Here is a 22,194-nt window from a genome sequence, read left to right as displayed (position 1 = left end):
TGAGACCCCGGGTGAGAGCTCGGCGATCAGCCGTCCAGCATGGCGGCCATTCGCGTCCGCAGCTCGGTCGCCGCCGAATACGGGCGGACCATGACGGTGAACTCGCCGATCCGCCCGTCGGGCGCGTACTGGAGGATGTCCACGCCTTGCACCTGCCGGTCGCCGACGTTGGCTTCGAAGAGCAGGACGTGGCCGGTGTCGGACCCGAACTCCGCGCTGTAGCGGAAGTCGGTGAACACCTGGCCCACGGCGAGGAGGATCGGAGCGATGGCGTCGCGCCCGACGTAGGGCTTGTGGACGATCGGGCTGTGGAAGACCGCGTCGGGGTGAAGCTGCTCGATGGCCTGGTCCATGCGGAGGCCCTCGACCGCGGCGCGGAAGGCCTGGGCGGCGTTGGTGGTGGTCACGCCCTCATCCTGCCCGGTCAGCCCCCTCGCGGGCGGCCGGCCAGGAGGGCCTGGAACTCCGGGCGGTCCACTGCGAGGGCGGTGAGCTCTACCGAGGTGTCGAAGGACCGCTCGAAGGTGCTGGCCCCGTCGGTCAGGACCTGGTCTCTCATGACTGCCAGGGAGTGCGGGGAGCGCGACGCCACCGCCGCTGCGTAGGCCGCGACCTCGCCGGCCAGGGCGTCGGCCGGGTACACCCACTGCGCCCATCCGATGTCGTAGGCCTCCTGCCCGCTCAACACCCGCGCCGAGTACAGGAGGTCCAGGGCTCGGGCGGTGCCGACCAGTCGGGGCAGGAGCCACGACGACCCGGTCTCGGCCGGGAGGCCGAGGCGGGAGAACGACGTCGTGATCTTGGCTTCGGCAGCCACGAAGCGAACGTCGGCCATCAGGGCCAGGCAGAACCCCATCCCGGCGCACGCCCCGTTGACCGCGGCGAACAGCGGTTTGGTCACGTTGCGGAGGTGGCCGAGGCTGGTGGCGGCGGTGATCGCGTCGTTGTCCCGGATGACGCCGCCGTCGATGGACTGGAGGTCGTTGGTGTCGGCGCCTGCGCAGAAGCCCCGCCCCGCGCCGGTGATGACGATCACCGCGACGTCGCTGTCGGCGTCGGCCGCGGCCACCAGCTCGGAGAACCTCAGCCGCATCGGGGTGGTGAAGGCGTTGAGCGCCTCGGGCCGGTTGAGGGTGATCGTCGCTACTCCGCCAGTGACGTCGTAGAGCACCTCGTCGGTGTGGGTCTGGTCCATGACGCCAGTCTGCTCGCAGCGGGGCGTGCAGCACCCGGCCGGCGACCGGCGCACCGTAATCTGGCGGCTGTGACCACCTTGTCCGACGAAGAGCAGGCCATCGTGGGGACCGTCCGGGACTTCGTGGACCGGGAGGTGCGGCCCGTCACCCGGCAGCTGGAGCACGACAACGAATACCCCGAGAAGCTGATCGAGCAGATGAAGCAGCTCGGGATCTTCGGGTTGGCCATCCCGGAGCCTTACGGGGAGGTGCTGGTCTCCACCCGCTGCTACGTCGGGGTCACCGAGGAGCTGGCGCGAGGCTGGATGAGCCTGGCGGGCGCGATGGGCGGCCACACCGTGGTGTCCAAGCTGCTCGTGCTGTTTGGGACCGAGGAGCAGAAACGGCGGTGGCTGCCGAGGATGGCCACCGGTGAGGTCCGAGCGACGATGGCGCTGACCGAGCCCGACGGTGGCTCGGACCTGCAGGCCATGTCGACCACCGCCAGGTCCGACGGCGACGGGTACGTGGTGAACGGCTCGAAGATGTGGATCACCAACGCCCGCCGCTCGCAGCTGGTCGCTCTGCTCTGCAAGACCGACCCGCACGCGTCCCCTCGCCACCGCGGCATCAGCATCCTGCTCGTCGAGCACGGCCCCGGGTTCAGCGTCTCGCGGGACCTGCCCAAGCTTGGCTACAAGGGGGTGGAGAGCTGCGAGCTGTCCTTCTCCGACTTCAGGGTCCCCGCCGACGCCCTGCTCGGCGGTGAGGAGGGGGCAGGGTTCGCTCAGATGATGAAAGGCCTCGAGACCGGCCGCATCCAAGTCGCCTCCCGGGCCCTCGGTGTCGGGCAGGCCGCGTTCGACGACGCGCTGGCCTACGCCCAGCAGCGGGAGAGCTTCGGCCAGCCGATCTGGAGGCACCAGGCCATCGGCCACAGGCTGGCCGACATGGCCACCAAGCTCACCGCGGCCCGCCAGCTGGTCCTCTACGCCGCGGACCGCCTCGACTCGGGTGAGCGCTGCGACATGGAGGCGGGCATGGCCAAGCTGTTCGCGTCGGAGGCGGCCATGGAGATCGCCCTCGACGCGGTGCGCATCCACGGCGGCTACGGGTACTCCACCGAGTACGACGTGGAGCGGTACTTCCGAGACGCCCCGCTCATGATCGTCGGCGAGGGCACCAACGAGATCCAGCGAAACGTCATCGCCTCCCAGCTAGTCAACCGCGGCGGGCTCGACCGCTAGGCGTCGGGTCCGACCGCTCGGCCGCCGCGGCGCAGGAAGTCAGCGCAGCGCCTCGGTGCGGGCTTGCAGGCCCGCTGCCCGTCGGAGCAGGTCGGCGCCCCCCTCAGCCAGCCGCAGAGACGGACCGGGCAGCGAACGGCCGCCCCATCCCGGCCGCAGCCAGACAACACCGCCGAGCATCGGGTCGGTGCCGGCATGGAGCAACGTCTTGACGCTCGGGCCGGAGGACGGGTCGTAGCCGAGCCGGACGGAGAGCTCCCGGACGCTCAGCTCGGCCTCGGCGGATGTGACCCGAGCCTCGGGCAGGCACACGAGCAGTTCGACCGCCTCGTCTGGCCCGAACGCCTCGAAGTACCGGCCCAGCACGTCGGCCAGCTCGTCTGGGCGATCTGGGCTGGCCAAGTACGCGAACCGGGTGGGGGCGTGGCGCCCGATCAGCAGTTCGACGGCTTGCCCGGCCAGGTTGGCCTCCGCCAGCAGGAGCGTCAAGGCCTGGTGGTAGATGCTCTCGGCGAGCTGCGGCTTGCCTCCCATGACGACCGTGGAGCGTCGGAGCGTGGCCAGGTCATGGGCTCCGAGCTGCTGGGCGATGTTCTCCGCCTCGGCCACGGCCGCCGAGAGGTTGGCAAGGCCTTGAGGCGCATCGTGCACCCGCAAGAACGCGGTCAGTTCGGGAGAGGGGTAGCTCGCCACCAGGTTGACTGCGGCGGAACCCAAACGACGTGACCGGGTAAGCAATCGTTCTAGATCCAGGGGGTCGGTCAGGTATTGCACGGCCCCGCGGGCGTAGTGGACCACCAGCCCGTACTGCCCGTTGATCCGAAGGTTGAGATCGGAGTCCTCCAGCCACCTGCCTCGGGGCGGGACCTTCTCGAGCAGGGTTCGCTTGTAGGAGATCCGGCCTCCCCAGCCGCAGTACCAGGGCACGGGCTGGGACTCGTTGAGACTGGGGTAGGCGAAGTACTGCTGGCCTACCATCAGAGAGTGGTAGAGCGCGGCGGTCATCTCCAGGTCGGGGTGGATGCCGGTGAAGCCGAGCACGGCGTGGGTCTCGCCCGGGTGGACGGAGTGCTGGCGGAGGTGTTCGGCCACCAGCCCGTCGGCGGGGATGTCGTCGTCGTCGAAGAGGATGACGATGTCACCGGTCGCCCGGACCACCCCGCTGCGGCGGGCTTCGCCCAGCCCGCGGTTCTCGTCGTGGCGTACGAAGGCCACCTCGAGACGGTCCCGGAAGGCCGCGACAACCGGCTCCATCGTCTCTCTAGAGCTGTCGTCGACGACGATCACCTCGAAGCGGGCCCGGTCGCAGGTTTGCCGGGCGAAGCCTTCCAGGCAGCGTTCGAGATCGGCCGCACGGTTGTAGGTCGCGACCACCACGGTGGCCCGCAGCGCGGATGTGTCCGGTCGCCACTGCGGCTCCAGATTCCGGTACAGCTGAGCCCAAGATCCGGGGCCGGCCAGATGGACCGCGCCGGGCAGCCAGGGAGCGCCGGACAGGGCGGTCACGACGTCGGGTGACGTCGTGGTCACAGCGTCGCAGAGCCGACCGACTCTGGTCAGGTAGGCAGCGCGTGCTTCGAGCAGCTCCGGGTCGGCCGCGGGCGGCGCCTGGTGGGCGGCGTGCGCGGTCACGACGACTCGGGTGCCGGCCATCCATGCCGCTTCGAGTAGAGAGGTCGGCATCTGCCCCACCTCACCGTGCACGTGGGTCACCTCGATGCCGCGTTCCCAAAGCACCCGCCGCAACATCCGCTCGGTGGCCGGGTCCCCGAAGTCGGGGTGGGTGACGGCCTCGTTGCGTCGGATGGTGACGGTTTCGACACCGTCGATCGTGTCCCACGCCAACTTGTCGCCTTCGCCGCCGGGGCCGCCGCCGACTTGCGCCACGGTGACCGAGTGCCCGGCGTTTCTGAGTTCGGACACCGACGCGTCGATGGCGGCCTTCGCAGCTGCGTCGGCCGCGGCAGGGGTGACCACGCACACCCGGTACTGGCGGCCTGTCAGCGGCGTGTCGGCGTCGACGGAGGGCGAGGGATCGCTCGGCGCGCCCCAGGCCATCCGATCGTGCGCAGCTTGGATAGCCTGCGCGCGGGCCGGGCCGTGCTCGTCGTGGATCTGCGCGAGTCGTTCCACCACCCGCCCCAGGACGCCGAGGTAGTCGCTGATCCCGTTGGCCGGATCGGCCATCTGCGGTGTTAGCGCGGACGCCACAAAGGTGCTGTAGGCCCGGGCTCTCTGCGCCGGGTCGGCCAGGAACCCGACATCGGCGAAGTCCAGCAGCATCCGCCCCCACTCCGCTCGGTCGATGGGCGGCATGAGCGGGTTGGAGCTGACCTGGTCGGGGTGGCGACGGTTGCAGCACAGCTGCCGAGGGTCGTACCAGCACTTGCCTTTGGCCAGCAGGGCGAAAAGCAAGACCAGGTCGACGGTGTACATGAAGGTGTAGCCGTTGATCGAGGCGAAGGTGTCCGGGTCGATGTCTGCTCTGCGGAACAGGTACTCGGTCGGCTCACCGATCATGTTCATCTGCCGCTCGAGCAGGAAGTCTCCGAGCACCAAGCCCGGTATCGCCGACGCCTGGGTGACCAAGGGCTGGTTGTAGGCGTCGTCGGGGATGAGCCCGCCCGCGGCGTCGATGCGGACCCGGCGTGTCACGGCTACGGCGACGGACGGGTCGTCCAGCGCCGGGACCGAGGCCTCGATCGCTTGGGGTAGCAGGACATCGTCGTGGATCAGGATCTTGACGTACTCGCCGGTGGCGTGACGGAGGCTCTCCGCGAAGTTTCCGGTCAGCCCCAGGTTCCTCTCGTTGCGGACGACCCGTAACGGTCGACCCGGGCGCTGAAGAGAGGTGGCGATCTCGTAGGTACAGTCGCTGGATCGGTCATCGACGACGACGACCTCCACGTTCGGGTAGGTCTGATTCAGGGCCGACTCGATCGTGGTCTCGATGTACCGCTCGTCGTTGTAGGCCGGGATGACTATCGACACGAGCGGGGTCACACGCTGCTCTTCGACCGGGCTGCGACCTTTCTGAGCTTCGCGCGACGCGCCGGCGCCTGTCAGCATGGGACACCGCTGCCGACCCGCTCCGCGACGACCGCCGAACCCGTCGTTGTGCGCTTCTTGTCCAGAGCGATGTCGATCATCTCGCCCCACGTCACGCGGAGCGGGTCCGGCTCGGCGAGGTCCCGCTCGAGTGCCCGCAGTGACATTTCACGCTGTCGGGTCCAGGCCGCCTCGTCCTCGAGGAGGGCGATCACTTCCTCGGCGAAGCGATGGGCGTCGGACGCCACCGCCACCGCGGACCGAAGCGCCGGGCTGAGCCCTCCCGCGGCCTCCTCGGTCGCGACGACCGGGACGCCGTGTTGGATCGCCTCGACGGTCTTTATCTTGACGCCGGCGCCGAACCGCGTCGGGGAGATGGCGACTCGGACGGAGTTGTAGAAGTGTTCGATGTCGGGAACGAGCCCAACGAGTTCCACCACTCCGATGTCTTGCAGCGCGACCACCTCCGCTGGTGGTTGACCTCCGGTCACGCGCAGCGTTGCGTGCGGAACGCGTTGGCGCACGAGTGGGAGCACCTCGGTCACGAACCATCGCAGACCGTCGACGTTCGGGGAGCCCGCGCCGGCGGCCCAGCCCGCTACGAGCCCTATACCGGCCCGCCCCGCGAAGGATGCCGAGGTGACCGAGGGGCTCCTGAGCCTCGGGTTGACCGTGCGGACCGGCTTGCCGGAGAGAGCTGACGCGATCGCCGCCTCGTCCCGGGAGATGCAGACGACGAAGTCACCCCACTCGAGCGCCGACGTCTCCTCGGCCTTGGCGGCTGCCGCCATCTCGGAGAACCGGGTTTGCGCCGCTCCTGCGGCCAGTTCGGCCTGCATCTCCAAGCGCCGGAAGAACAACGCTTCGGCGTCGTAGATCTTCACCGCCGAGGGGAGCTTGGCGGTGAGGTAGCCGCCGTATCCCAGCACGTTGTGGGGACGGGAGACGATCACCACATCGAAGTCGACACCTGGTCTCGCCAGGTAGCCGGCGAGGTCTTCCACCACCTCGACGCCTTCGACGGCCGGTCCGCGCCCGCCGGGGGTCCCAGGGTGGAACACCACCGAGGTGCCTTCACGCTCCGCCAGAGCGCAGAGGGTGTCGTAGGAGCGCCCGTAGCCGCAGCCCAGCTCAGGATTTGGGATCCTGTCGTCGACGAACAGTATTCGCACCGCGTCGCGCCCGGGCAGCGGGGTTAGAACCCGGCCGGCGGGAGCGGCCGGGGCGTCGGCGGCGACCCAGCGCGACCGCCCGGCGGCGAGTGCTGATGCCCACTTTGATGCGAAGGCGGCCTGTGCCTGGCCGAAGGCGAGCTGGTCGATGGGTCCGGGCTTGTCATGGTGGAACACCGGCAGGTCGATGACCCGGACCTTCTTGCCAGCGGCCTGGGCTTGGAAGCAGATGTCGGCGTCGTAGCCGCGAGCGCCGGGAAAGTTCGATGCGTCGAAGCGGAGGTTTCGCACGGCCCACGGAGACAGCGCCATGAGGAGGCCGTCGACGATCTCGACGTCGTGATCGCCGCCGCCGAAGTCGATCAGCCCGGTGCCGTTGTCCGAGCACCGTCCGTACCGTTTCCCCGACCACCACTCCATCCCGCTCACTTCTGCTCCCCCGACGACGCCGACGATCGCCACGTCGTCGTCCAAGAACGCAGCTTGGATCTTCTCCTCGAAGTCCGGCTCGATGATGGACACGTCCTCGTGCATGAGGACGACCGCTCGCGGCCGGTCGTCGCCGGAGAAGCTGTCGAGGATGTCGTTGTAGGAGGCGCTGATCGAGCTGCCGTCTCGGGACTCGACCAGTGTGGAGTCCGGCGATAGATGCGCTCGCAGCGACACCTTGGCGCAGCTTCGGTAGCGGTCCTCGTCTTCCACGTAGACGCCGTAACCGAGACCGCCACGGCCGCCCGCGTGGCCTCTGGTCTCGTCGTCGGTCACCGTGATCTCCTGCCCGGGCGCCAGGAGGGAGGAGAGATGGGCGACGGCCAGGTCACGCTCGTTCGCTTCGAGGGAGCCGAGGAGGCGCCCGGACACGCGAACGCTCCGCAAAGAACCTGCGGCGAAGGGGACCTCGGTGAGCGGGGCCTGGATGTCGCCGTGGGCCACGCCGGGTTCGACCACGTGCAGCTCCCCTGCTGCTGGAGTCAGGTCGGATCCCACCGCGATATCGGTGATCGCTGCGCGCCGGCCCAGCGCGACATCGAGGGCGATGCGGGTGGCGGCGGCCTCGGCGTGCGCCGGCCAGGCGCGCAGCGCCTCGTCGCAGAGCGATGAGGCTCTGTCCAGCTGGCCGGTTTGAGCGCAAACGACGGCCGCCTCGACCAGCAGGTCCGGGTGGCGGCCCCACAGGTGGATGCCTCGCTGGACCACCTCCTCTGATAGCGCCGGCTCGCCGGACCGGAGGTGGTCGCCGGACGCGATTCGGATCTGGGCGATGTCGCTGCTCTCGAGGGCCGCCCTGAAGGCACGCCAGGCGTCTGCCACGGCTTCGGGCGCCGGGGCGGCGCCGCTTTCGAGGGAATCGTCGAAGGCTTTGATAGCTGCGTCGAGCTCGCCAGTTAACGGCGTGGAGGTGCTTCGCTGATCGGAAGGCTCGTCTTGCGCCGGCGCCGGCGACAGGTCCGCGGCCCTGCCTTCCCGGATGCCCGACGCGAGGCGCTTGGCACGGGCCGCGTAGGTGTGGTTCTCGTCGAGGAAGGCCAGGGCGGCGGTCCGCACTTTCGACCCGCGGTCGGCGTCGAGCACGAGCGCGATCTCTGCTACCGCCTCCTCGCTGTCGGTGGAGGTCGCAGCCAGCAGTTCCTGGCGGACTGCCAGCCACGCCAGGCAGCTGGAGCGTCTCATGGCGAGCGCGGCATCCACTGCAGCCACCTCGACACGGAGCTCAGCGGGGACTGCACCGGTCTCGACCGCTGCGCCGAGCAGCTCGTCGAGGCGGGTGTCGTGGATGATGACCGCACCCGGCCGGAGGAACGCGCTAGTCGCCGCCGTCGTGTGCAGCTCGTCGTTGGCCAGGTGGTAGACGACGTGGTCGTAGCGCTGGGCGCGGTCCGCGAATGCGCCCGCCGGGAAGTAGAGCCCGCTGTGCTCCATGAGGTTGAAGCCGACGGCAGCGACACCCCGGGACCCGGTCTCGCCGAAGTAGTCGACCTCGAATTCGCGCGACAGCTCGGCGTACATCCTAAGGGCGTACTTGCCGACCGCCGAGGACGTGGCCGGGGAAGGCGCGATCATCGCCAGGCGCCCAACGCGGGCCGCGGGCTGCGCCTTGTCGACCGCGTCGGCGAAGCGGGTCGCGCACGCCGGCCAGTTGAAACGCGCCCGCATCTGCTCGTAGCCCGAGGGCACCACGCTGCGGTCGCGGCGGGTCGCGACGGCGGCTGACAGCGCTTCGATCATCGACGGCAGCGAATCGGGATCGAAGAAACTGAACGCGGTCTCGCTGATCTCGGTGAAAGAGGGGATCTGAGAGCAGACGACGGGGGTGCCTCGATCCACCGCCTCGAGGATCGGGAGCCCGAGACCTTCGTAGATGCTCGGGAAGAAGACGAACTCGGCGTTGTCGGTCAGCCACAGCATCTCGGCGTCTGGGAGCTGTCCGGCGAAGATGGCTTGCGGGCAGATAGCCCGTAGGTGCTGCTCCAGGGCGGCCGGGTACGACGAGGTGAACACCGGCGTGACCTCACCGCCGACTGCGGCGAACGCACGGGCCGTCGCCTCGTTGTTCTTCCGCTGGTCGTTGCCGCAAGCGACCAGAGCGAAGCGGCCTAAGTCGTGCGCGAACGGCGGTCTCGCGGGAACGATGTCGGGAAGGAACGCCGAGGCCCCGAGGACCGGCGTGATCCGGTTCGGATCTACCCCGAGATGGACCGTCAGGTCTTGCGCCGCTGACTGCGAGTCGCATGCGAAGTGGTCTGCCCGGTAGACCTCGCTGAACCGCGAGCTGTAGTCGATGGCGTCGTCGCCGATGAGGTACGAGCCAGGGAAGAGGTACGGGATCAAGTCGTAGAAGACGAGCAGGTTGGTCGTTCCCTCGCCCGGGAAGACCGGGTAGGCGTCGCGCCCGAACAGGGCGGTGATCACGAAGACGACCCTGCCAGCGGGCCGGCTGCGGGCCAGGTCGGCCACGGCTCCGGTGACGGCGCGCCGGTTCTCCTCTCTGGCCTGCACGAAGCCGACGCCGCTTCTGGGATGAAGCAGGGGAAGGTCGACGATGACCCCCTTGGCGTCGAGCACCGCCCTGCTGCGAGCGTCGAGCGGCGGAAGCTGGGTGTTGACGAGGAAGCTGCAGTGGATGGCGTCGGTGTCAAGGGCCTCGATCAGCGAGAGCACGTATCTGCCCATCCCCCTGTGACGGGCCTCTGACTGCAGCACCTGGACGTCGAGGACCAGGTGCAGGGGCCTGGTCTCCGCGGGTGGCGCGGGGCGCGACTCCGCGGCGACGGATGCGCGCATCTCCCTCTCCAGCGCGACCGCGGCGGGATAGTAGATCGGCGAGTCAGAAAGAACAGCGACCGGGTAGTTGAAGAACCCTTGGCGGTACGCGGCTTCAGGCGCCAGCCAGTAGTCGTTGATTCCGTCGAAGAACACGCTGCTGTACTGCAGGCCAGAAAGCAGGCGCCTCCAGTCCCGTTCCGGGGAGATCTTGTTAGCCTCGATGCAGATAAGTTCTGGTCGGACGCCGTTCCAGTCCATGCCGAGCAGGACCTCGTACTCGAAGCCCTCGACGTCTATCTTCATCACGTGGAGATGGCGCAGTCCGGTGTCGCGGATGACCGCGCCGAGGGTCCTCACTTCGACCTCTCGCTCGAGAGAGACCCTCGCCGCGTGGTTGTGCTCCACGTTCTGCAGGCGGTGCACGACCGTCCGATCGAAAGTCGATAGGCCGTTGCCCTCGGGGAACTCCGTGAAGACGAGAGCGCCGGCCTGCGCCCCGACTCCGATGTTGAGGTTCACGTCGCGAGGCCGTTGCGTCACGAGCGCCTCGAACAGCGCTGCTTGAGGCTCGATGTTGATGCCCGCCCACCCCGCGTCGTAGAACAGCTTGGTGACGGAATCGATCACCGGGTCGTTCGCTCCGACATCGACGTAGGTGCCGGCTGCGACGTCGGGGAAGAACCCCTTGATCAGCAGATCTTCGCGATTCTGTGCGTAGTAGTACTTGACCACGACGGGATCCTTGCTAAGAGATGAGAAGGTGTATGGGAGGGGAGCCGACGCCTAGCGGGGGCTGGCGTTGCGCAAGGCACCGACGAGGATGGCCAGGTCCTGCTCATACGGCCGGAACAGCGATCGATCGGTGTGGTTGATGGCGGTCTCGACTCTGAAGTCAGCGTCCGCGTCATCGAAGGACGCCACGATCAGGCCGTCGCCGCTGAAGGACTCAGCCACCGTGTGAGAGCAGCAGATGTGGGCGCCCAAGCTCCGCAGGAACCTCAGGCATTCACCGTGCGTGTCGGGGCTGCCGGAGATCGCCCAGTGGTGGGTGGAGACGAACACGAACCGGACGGCTCGAGCGTTCAGCGTCTGGAACGCCCCTCGGAGCGCCGCGGTCTCCGCTCCTTGTATGTCGAGGTGGAGCAGGTCCAGACGGTCCCAGCCGCTCGATCGCATCAGCCCGTCGACGGTCAGAACCGGCACCACCACCGCGCACCCGTCGGACTCCCTCGTCAAGACCACCGGCTCCTCGTGGCGCTCGCCGCCGGCACCGAGACGGAAGTCGATCGTGGCGCCGTTGAGGGCCGCGTTCCGCCGGCCGAGCTCCAAATGGGTGGCGTCGGGCTCGATGCAGATGTTCGCCGCGGAGGCGACGGCCCGCTGGAACCAGAGGGAGTAGTACGACCACCAGGAGCCGAACTCCATCATCTTGGCGCCGGGGCCAATCCGCCGTAGGACCTCGTGGAAGGCCTTCTCCTCTTGTGGCTCGTGGTGGCCCCGCAGTCCTTTGATGATGTTGGTCATCCAGCGGCCGCAGTAGCCGTCTGCTTCGACGACCAGGCCGTTGTGCATTATCTGCCCGAAGCGTTGATCGCTTATAGGTACCACCTCGCCGGCGTTGGCCACCTTCGGGATGTAGTCCGTGTCGCGGCACAGCAGCGTCATGGCGGCCCGCTGGTCCTCGTCCATTTGGACGGTGCCGGGCACGGAGGCCAACAGTGTGAGAATGTCAGGCGCGGAAGCGGTACTCATGGTTCTCCGAGTCGAATGGGATTCATCGTGAACGCCGTCACCTCGCGACGGCCAGTTGGGCCGGGTCGATGCCCAGCTTCCCCACCAAGAAGTCCGGGCGGTTGTCCCGTAGCCAGGCCAGGCCTTCCTGCAGCAGCGTCTCGGAGCTCTTGCCTTGTCCGGTGGCTCGCTCTCCGACGTGGTGCACATACGCCCGACTGACGAAGTGATGGTGACCACTGACGGCCAGGTCCCAGCAGCAGACGTCGTCGGCGAACCAGTTGGTGGGCGGGAATCCACCGACTGAGTCGAAGGTGGCGTGGCGGATCCACGCCGCGACGGGGACGACCATGTCGGTTTGGAAGATCGTCTTCTCGGACTGGAATGAGATGGCCTGGAGAGGCTCGGGGGCGTTGGGCGAGCGGATGTTCTGGACGCCCTTGACGTAGTTGGAGCGGCACCCGACGAAGCCGATGGGCTCGTGTGACTGCGAGACGGCCGCTACGTCCTCGAGCAGCAGACGGAGGGTGTCTGGGTGCAGGACGCAGTCGTCACCGAGGATGAGCAACTCTTCGGCGTCGGTCTGGGTGGCGCACCAGTTCCACGCCTCGCTGCCCGTCGTGATGCCCGGCGCCTGGCGCAGCAGACGAACGTGAGGGTTGTCGGGTAACGCCTTGGGTTCTTCCAGCCCGTTCCACCCGACGACCACGTCGACGCCCGGCGCGTACGCCTGTATCGATGCCAGCGCCACCCGGAGGTCACCCCACACGGTCTGGGCGTCCTCCGGTAACGACCGCCGAGCGGCGGGGAGCAGGATGCTCAGCATTGATGGCCTTTCGAGATCACGCAGGGACGGCGCAGCAGATGCGACGATCGAACGCCTGCAGGGCGAGGTTGACGGCTTGGTCCATGTCCAGGTACCGGTACTTGGCGAGACGTCCAGCGAATACGGTGTCGGGCTCGGTCTCGTCGCGAAGGTCGGCGTAGCGGCGGTATGCCTGGTGAGACGCCTCCGCCGGCAGCGGATAGAACGGTTCGTTGTCGCCGGGGCGGTACTCGTCGGGGTACTCGCGGGTGATCGTGCTCGCACCCGCCCAGGAGGAGCCGCCCGCGAAGTGGCGGTGTTCGAGGATCCGGGTGTAATCATGCTCGTTGGGGTAGTTGACCACCGACACCGGCTGGTGGGGCCCCGTCGGCAGACGTTCGTGCTCGAAGCGGAGGCTGCGGTACGGGAGCGGCCCGTAGACCCCAGAGAAGTACTCGTCGATCGGACCGGTGTAGACGACCCTCCGGTGCTTCACCGACGAGGCGGCTGCCGCGTAGTCAGTGGATGTCGCCACGGTGATCAGGGGGTGGTCGAGCATTCTGGCCACCATGGTCGTGTAGCCCTCGGCAGGCAGCGCCTGGTGCTTGTCGCGGAAGTAACGGTCGTCGCGCGACACCAGCACAGGCACTCGGCCGGTAACGGACGGGTCGAGCTCTTCCGGCCGGCGTCCCCATTGCTTGGCGGTGTAGTTGAGGAAGACCTGGTCGTAGACGAACCGGCCCAGCTCGGACAGTTCAGGGGTGGGATGGTCGATGAGCTTGAGTACCGGCACCCTGCTCGACTCGCCGAACGTGTTGACCAAAAGGCCGGTCAGGTGCGCCGCGTCTGGGGCGGGGAAGAGCATGTCCAGGGTGTTTAGGTTGAACGGCAGAGGCACCAGCCGGCCGCCGACAGAGGCCAGGACCCGATGCTCGTAGCCAACCCAGGTGGTGAACCGGGACAGGTAGGACCAGACCCGCTCGGATGAGGTGTGGAAGATGTGGGCCCCGTACCGGTGGACCCGGATGCCGTCGCCGTCCAGCTCGTCGTAGACGTTGCCTGCGATATGGGGGCGCCGGTCGACGACCAGCACCGACTGTCCGAGCTGCGACGCTATTCGTTCGGCGAGGGTGGCACCGGTCAGCCCGGCGCCTACCACCAGCCAGTCGAATTCACTCATGGGTACTCGCCGGCAGGCGGGCTGAGGACATTGGGGTCTCCATCGCGGCGCTGGCGAGGCAGCGGTTGGTTGGGGCCGCCCCATCCATGGAGCATCGGTGGATCCGTGCCCGGCCGCAGGGGCCGAGGCCGTCTCGCCGGCCGGGCGTCAGCCCGGGTCTTCGAGAGCGGCACATCCCACATCGGCAGGAAGAGGCCTACGCTTAACGCAACTAGCGCGGAGATGGGCGCCCCGGCGCGAAGACCGGGGCGGGGGCGCCGCCGTCAGTTCAGGACCGGGCGGTTTAGGACCGGGTGATGGCGTCGATCCGCTCGAGGCTGGAGGCCATCGCCTCCATGAACTCGGCGACGACCCGCCGCGCCGGTTTCACCGCGTCGAGCAGGCCGACGCCCTGGCCGATCCAGTAGGTGGCCAGCTCGGTGGCGCCGGCGTGACCCGACGCGGCCAGCTGGTCGACTTTGCGCAGCGCAGGCTCGGACAGCACCGACTGCAACGGCATCGGCAGGGTGGCCGGCGCGCCGGGGGCCGACCAGGCGTCGGTCCAAGCGGAGCGGAGCTGGCGTGACGGTTTGCCGGTCCGGCTGGTGGAACGGACGGTGTCGCGGGAGCTGGCCGCGATCATCTTGGCCTTCGTCGCGGGCGCCGTCTCCGCTTCCTCGGTGGTCAACCACACCGACCCGGTCCACACGCCGGACGCGCCCAGCGCCAGCGCGGCGGCCATCTGGCGGCCGTCGACGATGCCGCCCGCGGCCAGGACCGGCACCGGGTCCTTGCCGTCGGCCATGGCCGCCGCGGCGTCCACCACCTCGGGGACGAGGACCATCGTCGACACCTCGCCGCAGTGACCGCCGGCCTCGCTGCCCTGGGCGACGAGGATGTCCACGCCGGCGGCCAGTTGCCGCTCTGCGTGCTGGCGGGCGCCGACCAGCGCCGCGACCGGCACGCCGGCGGCCCGGGCCCGCTCGAGCATCGAGGGGGGCGGCGGCCCGAGGGCGTTGGCGATCAGGCGGATCGGGTGGGTGAACGCGACGTCGAGCAGGTCCTCGTTGCCGCTGGCCGACCCTAGGCCGGCGGCCGCCGCGCCGACCCCTGCTTCGGGCGCTTGGACGTCGTGGTCGGCTAGCACCGACGCCACGAAGCGGCGCTGCTCGTCGGGCACCATGGCGGCGATATCCGCGCGGCTCATGCCTTCGCCCGACACCTTGAGCGGCACGAGCACGTCGGCGCCGTACGGGCGACCATCGGTGTGCTCGTCGATCCAGGTCAGCTCCCGGTCGAGCTGCTCGGGGGAGAACGCCGCGGCGCCGAGCACGCCGAAGCCACCGGCGTTGGTAACCGCGGCGACGACGTCCCGGCAGTGACTGAACGCCAGCAAGGGAAACTCGATGCCGAGGAGACGGCACACGGCGGTGTTCATGACGCGGTGACCTCCAGGCCGAGGTTGGCGTAGATCTCTCTGGTCGCCAGGGACCGGTTGAGGGTGTAGAAGTGCAGGCCCGGTGCGCCGGCGTCGAGGACGGCTTGGCACAGCTCGGTGGCGGCCTCGACGCCCGCCTCCCTGACGGCGCTGGCTGACCCGGCGGAGCGGAGGCGCTCGGCCATGGCCTCGGGCACCGCGGCCCCCATCGCCGCCATTCGGTTGATGGAGCTGATCGAGGTCACCGGCATGATCCCCGGGACGATCGGGCGGTCGACCCCGCGCGATCGCATGTCGTCGACCAGGCGGAGGTAGTCGCTGCGTTCGAAGAAGAACTGGGTGACGGCGAAGTCGGCGCGGGCCAGCTTGGCGGCCAGGTAGGCCCGGTCCTGGTCGATCGACGGAGACCGGGGATGACCGGCGGGATGGGCGGCGACCCCGATCGAGAACCCGCCGATGGCGCGGGCCAGCTCCACCAGCTCATCTGCGTGGGCCAGCTCCCCCTCCGCGGCGTCAGGGTCGGTCGGGGGATCGCCGCCGAGCGCCATCAGGTTCTCGACGCCCGCCTTGCGGAACTCGACGAGGATCTCGGCCAGCTCCAGGCGGGTATGGGCCACGCAGATGAGGTGGGCCATCGGGGTCAGGGTGGTGGTGCGCAGCATGCCCGCCACCAGGTCATGGGTGCGCTGGCGCGACGACCGCCCGCCGCGGTAGGTGACCGACACGAAGGAGGGGTTGAGCGGCTGCAGCTCCGCCAGCGTCTGAACCAGCCGGTGGTGCTCGGCGTCGTCCTTCGGGGGGAAGAACTCGAAGGAGAAGGTGCGGCCGGCCCGCAGGAGATCGGCGATCTTGGCCATGGCCGTCCACGGTAGTGGGCGGCCATGGCTCGGGGCGCGTCCGTGGAGCTCACCCGTGGGGCGACCCGCCCTCCCCTACCGGCCGGCGACGCTGAGCGGGTAGGCCAGCCCGAGGTGCAACGGCCCGACGGAGGAGACCCCGGTGCCGCACATCTCCGGGACCGGGCCGCCGGCGCCGGTGACTGGGACCGGCATCGAGGCCACATGGTCGTCCGGGGCGATGAAGTGGAAGCTGCCGACGGTGTTGCACGGCTGGCCTGACACGCGAGGCAGCGTGACCACGAAGGAAGCGACCGACCCCGGAGCCATCGACAGGCCCACCGGCGCCCCGCCGATGTCGGAGCGGCCGTTGCTGACCACGATCGGCGCCCCGGACGCGTCGGAGGCCGACGATCCCGGATAGTCCCCGGTGCGACACGACCGGGCGCTGATGTTGACCACCTCGAACGAGTAGTAGCCCGGGTCGGCCGACGCGTCGGAGCCACCGGGCAGGTACACCCACTGCAGCTGGCCGGTGGAGCACAACCCGTTGGGGAGCGGGACCGCGACGGATCTCACCGCCGGCGCCGACAGCACCGGCGGGCTGATCGTGCCTTCGCACACCCGTTCTTCTGGCCATGCGACCGAGAAGCTCGGGCCGCCCGGCGCCAAGCCGACGCGCAGAACCGAGGGGACGCTGCATGCGCTGCCCGCGTCGACCGCCCACCGCAGCGTGGCGCTGGCCGCCTCGCCGGGGGCCAGGACCGGCGCAGGCGCGGTGGCAGCCTTACCTGGCGGTGCGGTGGCAGCCGTGCCAGGCGAGGCGGTTCCAGCCGCCGCCCGGCCCGTCGCCGCCGGGTCGGTCGACCGGATGAACGCCGGGCCCGGCGAACCGTCGGACGCGACCAACGGCCCTTCTGACAGGGCGCAGGGCGAGGCGCCGCGGTTGACCAGGACCAGGGTCGTGCCGGCCTCCACGCGGCCGCTGTCGGTGCCGATGAGAGCGCCGTCGCGGGAGTGGTCGAAGGAACCGGAGAGCTGCGTGATCTTGCACGCCGGAGACGGCGCGGCCAGCGGGCCGTAGACAGAGCGGGGCCGGGTCGGGGGGGCCGCCCCGACCTGGACCCGGGAGCGGCCGTGGGAAGCGTCGAGGGTCGCGACGGGCACGGCAACGGCGAGGGCTGCCGCGGCCGCGACCAGCGCGCCGATCACGGCGCGGCGCCGGCGGCGGAGCTGCGCCGCCCGGCGGAGGGTGCGCTGCAGGAGGACGTCGGTCGGCGTGGGCTCAGCCATCGAAGGCCTCCCCGAGGTCGCCGAGGCTGCGTTCGCGCAGCGCCGCCATCGCCCGGTGCAGGTGGGTCTTGACCGATCCTGGGGAGATGTCCAGGGCGGCGGCCACCTCGTCGGTGCTCAGCTCGGCGAAGTACCGCAGCGCCACGACCTCCCGCTGCCGTCGGGGCAGCGCCTTGACGTTGTCGGCCAGCGCCCCGTCGCGCAGCTGCGCGTCCGCGGGCGCTTCGGCCCCGGGGCGGACCTGGCTGCGCAGGATCCGCTCGCGGCGGGTCCGCTTGCGGAGCATGCCGAGGGCCTCGTTGGTGGTGACCCGCACCACCCACGCCTCGCGGAACTCCGCGGCGCGCAGCTCCCCCCACCGCAGGTAGGCGCGGGCCATGGCCTCGGCCGCGGCGTCTTCGGCCGACGCCTGGTCGCCGAGGATCCGCCGGGCCACCCCGACCGCGGTAGGGAGCATGTGGTTGAAGTACTCCACGAAGTCCCCGGCCGAGGAGTCCGTCCCTGCCCGGTCGTCCATTACGACTGGCTCATCGGCGACGGGACCGGCGAGCCGACCAGCTGGCGACGGAGGGCACTGGTAAACCGTACCCAGCGAGGGGCTGGTGGAGGCGAGGCGCGCCGGGGCCCGGAGGGTCATCTGGTCGTAGGACATCGGCCTCCTTTCCGGCGGCGGGGATGTGGTCTCAACGCGCCGTGCCCTCCGGCGGTTGACACCGGTCCCGCCGGCCCGGCGGTCAGGCTCCGGCTGCTCGCTCCGCGGCGAGGACGGTGTTGCGCAGCAGCATGGCGACGGTCGTGACGCCGACGCCGCCCAGGCGGGGGGTGATCCAGCCGGCGACCTCCGCGCAGGACTCGTCGATGTCGGAGAGGACCTTGCGGCCTTCCCACGTCATCCCGCCGCCGATAACCGCGGCGCCGGGCTTGATGACGTCGGGGGTGATCATGTTGGGGACGCCGGTTGCGCCGACCACGATGTCGGCCTGCTTGGTGAGGTCCCGCCAGTCGGGCACGCCGGTGTGCACCACCGTGACCGCGGCGTTGGCTCCTGGCTCCTTGAGTGCCAGCATCATCGACAGCGGCCGGCCGAGGGTCGGGCCTCGCCCGACGATCACCGCGTGCCTCCCTGCCACCGGGACCTCATAGTGGGCCAGCATGGCCACGATCCCGAGCGGCGTGCAGGGCCGGGGCGTGTCGCGCACGCCGAGCGCCAGGAACCCGAGGTTGGTCGGGTGGAGCCCGTCGGCGTCTTTGGCCGGGTCGACGGCGGCCATCGCGGCGTTGAAGTCGAAGCCTGCCGGGACCGGGTTTTGGACGATGAAGCCGTGCACCGCGGGGTCGGCGTTGAGGCGGGCGATCTCCGCTAGGAGGTCGGCCTGGGTGGCGCTGGCTGGGATGCGCACGTCGAAGCTGGCCATGCCGACGGCTTCGCAGGTCTCGTGCTTTTTGCGGACGTAACCGGCCGAAGCCGGGTCGTCGCCGACGAGGACGGTGGCCAAGCCAACGGTGACACCGGCGTCGCGCAGCGACGCGACCCGCTTGGCCACGTCATCGAGGACGGCTTCGGCGACGGGGCCGCCGGGGATCATGATCGCGGCCATCAGTGCTGGAACTGCCGTTCGCCGGTGAACACCATCACCAGGCCGTGCTCGTCCGCGGCGGCGATCACCTTTTCGTCGCTGACCGACCCGCCGGGCTGCACCACCGACGCGACTCCCGCTGCCGCGCAGGCGTCCAGGCCGTCGCGGAACGGGAAGAACGCGTCGCTGGCGGCGGCGCCGCCCTTCGCCCGGCCCGCGGCGCGCGCCGCGGCGATCTCGCCCGGCGTCACCCGGTTCTGCTGGCCGCCGCCGATCCCGACGGCCATCCCGTTGGCGGCTAGGACGATGGCGTTGGACTTCACCCACGCGCACACCCGCCACGCCAGCTCCATGTCGGTCCACTGCTCGGCGGTGGGCTGCGCCTTGGTCACCACCCTCCACTGATCCCGCCCGGCGGCGAACCGGTACGGTTCTTGCACCAGCCACCCGCCGGAGATCTGACGGAAGTGGAGCGGGTCGGCGGTGGGCGCGGGAGCGGCAAGGACCCGCATGTTCTTGCGTTTGGCCGCGAACAGCTCGAGGGCATCGGCGTCGTAGCTCGGGGCGATGACCACGTCGGCTTTGGCGTTGGCGACCATCTCCGCGGCGACCGAGGCGGTCACCGGCGCCGAGAGGGCGACGATCCCGCCGAACGCCGACATCGGGTCGCACTCGAAGGCCCGGTCGTAGGCGGTCTGGACGTCGGCGGCTACTGCGGCCCCGCACGGGTTGGCGTGCTTGACCACGACCGCGGCGGCCGGGCCGAGGTCGGCCAGCTGGTGCACCAGCCGCCACGCCGCGTCAGCGTCGTAGAGGTTGAGGTAGGACAGGGCCATCCCGCCGTGTTGCACCACGTCGTCCCACCAGCTGCGACGCCCCGACTCGCGGTAGCGGGCCCCCTGCTGGTGGGGGTTCTCGCCGTAGCGGAGAGGCGCGGCCTTCTCCAGCGAGATGTGGACGGTCTCGGGCAACCTCTCTCCGCCCTGCTCCTCGGAGGCGAACCAGTTGGCGATGGTCGCGTCGTATGCGGCGGTGTGGGCGAAGGCCTTGGCCGCCAGCCGCTTGCGCAGCCCGTCGCTCAGGGCGCCGGCGCGCAGCTCCTCGAGCACCGCGGCGTAGTCGCCGGGGTCGACGACGCTCGCCACGTGAGCCCAGTTCTTAGCCGCGGCGCGCACCATGCTCGGCCCGCCGACGTCGATCAGCTCGATGGACGGGTTGGAGCTGAACGGGTACAGGTTGCACACGACCATCCCGATCAGCTCGATGCCTTGGCCTTCGAGGTCGGCGAGGTGCTCGGGCTTGGAGCGGTCGGCGAGGATCCCGCCGTGCAGCCGGGGATGGAGGGTCTTGACCCGGCCGCCGAGCATCTCGGGGGCTTCGGTGACCGACTCGACGTCGCGGTGGGCGATCCCGGCGTCGGCCAGCGCCCGGGCCGTACCCCCGCTGGCGACGAGGTCGTGGCCGAGCGCGGTCAGCCCGCGGGCGAAGTCCTCGAGCCCGGTCTTGTCGTACACCGACAGCAGCACTCTCACGTGCGGGTCTCCAATTTGTCGTTGATAGAGGTGAGGAAAGAGGCGATGGTGGCCGGGTAGAGGCGGCGCTCGACCGCCTTGATCCGCTCGTGCAGGCTGTCCTCGCTGTCGCCTGGCAACACCGGCACGGACTCTTGGGCCAGGATCGGCCCCTCGTCGACCGCCTCGGTCGCGATGTGCACGGTGCAGCCGGTCTCCGCGACCCCGGCTTCGAGGGCGGCTCGCACCGCGTGCCACCCCTTGAAGGCGGGGAGAAGCGCCGGATGGGTGTTGAGGACCCGGCCCGGGAAGCGCTCGAAGACCGCAGCGGACAGCACGGTGCCAAAGCCGGCCATCGCCACCGCCTGCACGCCGTGACGCTCGAGGGCCTCGACGACCCGGGCGGTGTAGGCGGCCCGGTCGAACGCCGCGCCGAAGTCGGTGCGGGCTACGAGCTGCGCCGGAACCCCGGCGTCGCGGGCGACGTCCATCGCCCGGCACGGCCGGTCGACCACGACCACCGCGACGGGCAGGTCGGCACCGAGGATGGCCTCGAGGATCGAGCCGGTCCCCGACGCCAGCACGCCGAGGACGCCACGATCGGGACGCGGTTGTTGCACGTCCCGACGCTACCCGACCCTGACCGATCCTCAGGCTGGGGGCGGCCGGCGGTCGGCCGGGGCCTTGGCCGCCAGTTGCTGCAGGGCGTCGAGGTCGCCGGCCGACTCGGCGGCTTGCCGGTTGGCTTCCTGCAGGGCCTGGAACACCTCCATCCGGTGGACCTGGATCTCTCTGGGGGCGTCGATCCCGATGCGGACCTGATCCCCCCGCACCTCGAGGACCGTGAGCACGATGTCGTGCCCGATCACGATGCTCTGGTTGGCACTGCGGGTCAGGACAAGCATGGTGCTCCCTCCGTGGCGGCTACCGAGACGGGAGCTTAGAGAGTCCCCGCCGCGGCGCGCTCACCCCAGGTACTGGACGAGGGACGTCTGGTTGAGCTTGGAGATGGCCCACAGCCCGGACTGGAAGTTGTTCTGGGCCTGGTTGAGCTCGGTGGTGACCTTGGCGATGTCGGTGCTGTCGGTTGAGGACAGCTGGGTCTGGAGGGCGGTGTTGGCCAGCGTGGCTTGGGCGGAGAACGCCTGGGCCTGCTGGTACTGCTCGCCGAGGGTGGCGGCCTGGGTGGTGACTTGGTCCAGGGCGGCGCCGAGCGCCTGGAGGTCGGTGGTGGTGGCCTGAGTCAGCGAGGCGGGAGTACCGGTCGAGAGGTCCTGGGCCAGCTTGGCGAGGACGCCGCCGGCGCCGAGCAGGCCGGTCGGTCCCGACCCGAACACCGCCGGCCCGGTGACCCCGATGGTGATCTGCGTGCCGGGTCCGACGGTTCGCCTCGGGGCGGAGCCGCCACCGACGTAGGTTCCCGTGGAGTCGTAGGCCTGGCCGGGGTTGCCGGTCCCGGCGAAGATGGCCTGCCCGTCGTAGGTGGTGTTGGCCAGCTGCAAGATCTCGTTGGCCGCCGAGTTGACCTGACCGACGATGGCCTGCAACGCGTTGGTGCCCCCGGTGAGGGCCACGCCTGACGCGCCCTGGGCGGCCTGCTGCACGCTTTGCAGCGTGTTGATGATCGAGTTGAGCGTCGAGGTGCCCGTCGACAGCCAGCCCACCCCGTCGCTGGCGTTGGTCTGGTACTGGGCGCTGCGGGCGATGCTGGCGCCGAGGGCCAGCACCTGCGCGGCGCCGGCCGGGTTGTCCGACGCGGAGTTGATGCTGACCCCGGTCGCCAGCTGCTCCTGCAGGCCGGCCTGGTACGCCTCGTCGCTGTTGACGTTGGAGATCATCTGCTGGGCGATGACCGACGGGGTGTAGGTGACGGGGGTGGCTGTAACGCTTGACATGGAAGCGGCTCCTCAGGGTCCGTGCAGCTCAGGTTCCGTGCGG

General features: G+C 69.8%; 17 protein-coding genes. 1 reads left to right on the top strand and 16 read right to left on the bottom strand.

Annotated elements, in window-relative coordinates:
- Positions 1–26: 26 nt before the first annotated feature.
- A complete protein-coding gene (locus tag K6U06_RS11845; RefSeq protein ID WP_262322143.1) occupies positions 27–407 on the bottom strand; it encodes a nuclear transport factor 2 family protein in 381 nt (126 codons plus the stop codon).
- Positions 408–424: 17 nt separating this feature from the next.
- A complete protein-coding gene (locus K6U06_RS11840) occupies positions 425–1,195 on the bottom strand; it encodes an enoyl-CoA hydratase-related protein (RefSeq protein WP_262322142.1) in 771 nt (256 codons plus the stop codon).
- A gap of 69 nt (positions 1,196–1,264) precedes the next feature.
- Here K6U06_RS11840 and K6U06_RS11835 point away from each other — a divergent pair, with 69 nt between their 5' ends.
- A complete protein-coding gene (locus K6U06_RS11835; protein WP_262322141.1) occupies positions 1,265–2,422 on the top strand; it encodes an acyl-CoA dehydrogenase family protein in 1,158 nt (385 codons plus the stop codon).
- A gap of 39 nt (positions 2,423–2,461) precedes the next feature.
- On the opposite strand, the gene K6U06_RS11830 is transcribed toward K6U06_RS11835, so the two are convergent.
- From K6U06_RS11830 to K6U06_RS11765, 14 genes are all read right to left on the bottom strand, one after another.
- Positions 2,462–5,425 carry a glycosyltransferase family 2 protein gene (locus K6U06_RS11830; RefSeq protein ID WP_262322140.1) on the bottom strand — a complete coding sequence of 988 codons (2,964 nt, stop codon included), beginning with the start codon at positions 5,423–5,425 and terminating at the stop codon, positions 2,462–2,464.
- Positions 5,426–5,484: 59 nt separating this feature from the next.
- Positions 5,485–10,638: an FkbM family methyltransferase gene (locus tag K6U06_RS11825; protein ID WP_262322139.1), complete on the bottom strand. Its 5,154-nt coding sequence runs from the start codon at positions 10,636–10,638 to the stop codon at positions 5,485–5,487.
- Positions 10,639–10,689: 51 nt separating this feature from the next.
- Positions 10,690–11,613 (bottom strand): FkbM family methyltransferase, encoded by a 924-nt coding sequence (locus K6U06_RS11820; RefSeq protein WP_262322138.1) that lies wholly within the window; start codon positions 11,611–11,613, stop codon positions 10,690–10,692.
- A gap of 82 nt (positions 11,614–11,695) precedes the next feature.
- Complete coding sequence (locus K6U06_RS11815; protein ID WP_262322137.1) at positions 11,696–12,463, bottom strand: glycosyltransferase family 2 protein; 768 nt, start codon at positions 12,461–12,463, stop codon at positions 11,696–11,698.
- A gap of 16 nt (positions 12,464–12,479) precedes the next feature.
- Entirely contained in the window at positions 12,480–13,622 is a 1,143-nt protein-coding gene (gene glf, locus K6U06_RS11810) for a UDP-galactopyranose mutase (protein ID WP_262322136.1), read from the bottom strand.
- Positions 13,623–13,905: 283 nt separating this feature from the next.
- Positions 13,906–15,039: a nitronate monooxygenase gene (locus tag K6U06_RS11805; protein WP_262322135.1), complete on the bottom strand. Its 1,134-nt coding sequence runs from the start codon at positions 15,037–15,039 to the stop codon at positions 13,906–13,908.
- Positions 15,036–15,896 (bottom strand): methylenetetrahydrofolate reductase, encoded by an 861-nt coding sequence (locus K6U06_RS11800; RefSeq protein ID WP_262322134.1) that lies wholly within the window; start codon positions 15,894–15,896, stop codon positions 15,036–15,038. Before K6U06_RS11800 ends, K6U06_RS11805 begins: the two co-directional genes overlap by 4 nt.
- A gap of 75 nt (positions 15,897–15,971) precedes the next feature.
- Positions 15,972–17,168, bottom strand: a complete 1,197-nt coding sequence (locus tag K6U06_RS11795; RefSeq protein WP_262322133.1) for a DUF4232 domain-containing protein — start codon at positions 17,166–17,168, stop codon at positions 15,972–15,974.
- The gene (locus K6U06_RS11790; protein ID WP_262322132.1) at positions 17,161–17,820 is read right to left on the bottom strand and encodes a sigma-70 family RNA polymerase sigma factor; all 660 of its coding nucleotides are present in this window, start codon (positions 17,818–17,820) and stop codon (positions 17,161–17,163) included. Before K6U06_RS11790 ends, K6U06_RS11795 begins: the two co-directional genes overlap by 8 nt.
- Positions 17,821–17,902: 82 nt before the next feature.
- Positions 17,903–18,766: a bifunctional 5,10-methylenetetrahydrofolate dehydrogenase/5,10-methenyltetrahydrofolate cyclohydrolase gene (locus tag K6U06_RS11785; RefSeq protein ID WP_262322131.1), complete on the bottom strand. Its 864-nt coding sequence runs from the start codon at positions 18,764–18,766 to the stop codon at positions 17,903–17,905.
- Positions 18,766–20,277, bottom strand: coding sequence for a bifunctional phosphoribosylaminoimidazolecarboxamide formyltransferase/IMP cyclohydrolase (gene purH, locus K6U06_RS11780; RefSeq protein ID WP_262322130.1), 1,512 nt, complete (start codon positions 20,275–20,277; stop codon positions 18,766–18,768). Before purH ends, K6U06_RS11785 begins: the two co-directional genes overlap by 1 nt.
- Entirely contained in the window at positions 20,274–20,876 is a 603-nt protein-coding gene (gene purN / locus K6U06_RS11775) for a phosphoribosylglycinamide formyltransferase (protein WP_262322129.1), read from the bottom strand. The genes purH and purN overlap by 4 nt, the downstream gene beginning before the upstream one ends.
- A gap of 30 nt (positions 20,877–20,906) precedes the next feature.
- Entirely contained in the window at positions 20,907–21,161 is a 255-nt protein-coding gene (csrA, locus tag K6U06_RS11770; RefSeq protein WP_262322128.1) for a carbon storage regulator CsrA, read from the bottom strand.
- A gap of 60 nt (positions 21,162–21,221) precedes the next feature.
- A complete protein-coding gene (locus K6U06_RS11765; protein ID WP_262322127.1) occupies positions 21,222–22,151 on the bottom strand; it encodes a flagellin in 930 nt (309 codons plus the stop codon).
- Positions 22,152–22,194 lie beyond the last annotated feature (43 nt).

This window comes from Acidiferrimicrobium sp. IK, from assembly GCF_025499425.1.
Taxonomy (GTDB): domain Bacteria; phylum Actinomycetota; class Acidimicrobiia; order Acidimicrobiales; family Palsa-688; genus Acidiferrimicrobium.
Note: the sequence above shows the minus strand (reverse complement) of the source record. Positions and strands in the feature narration are given on the sequence as shown.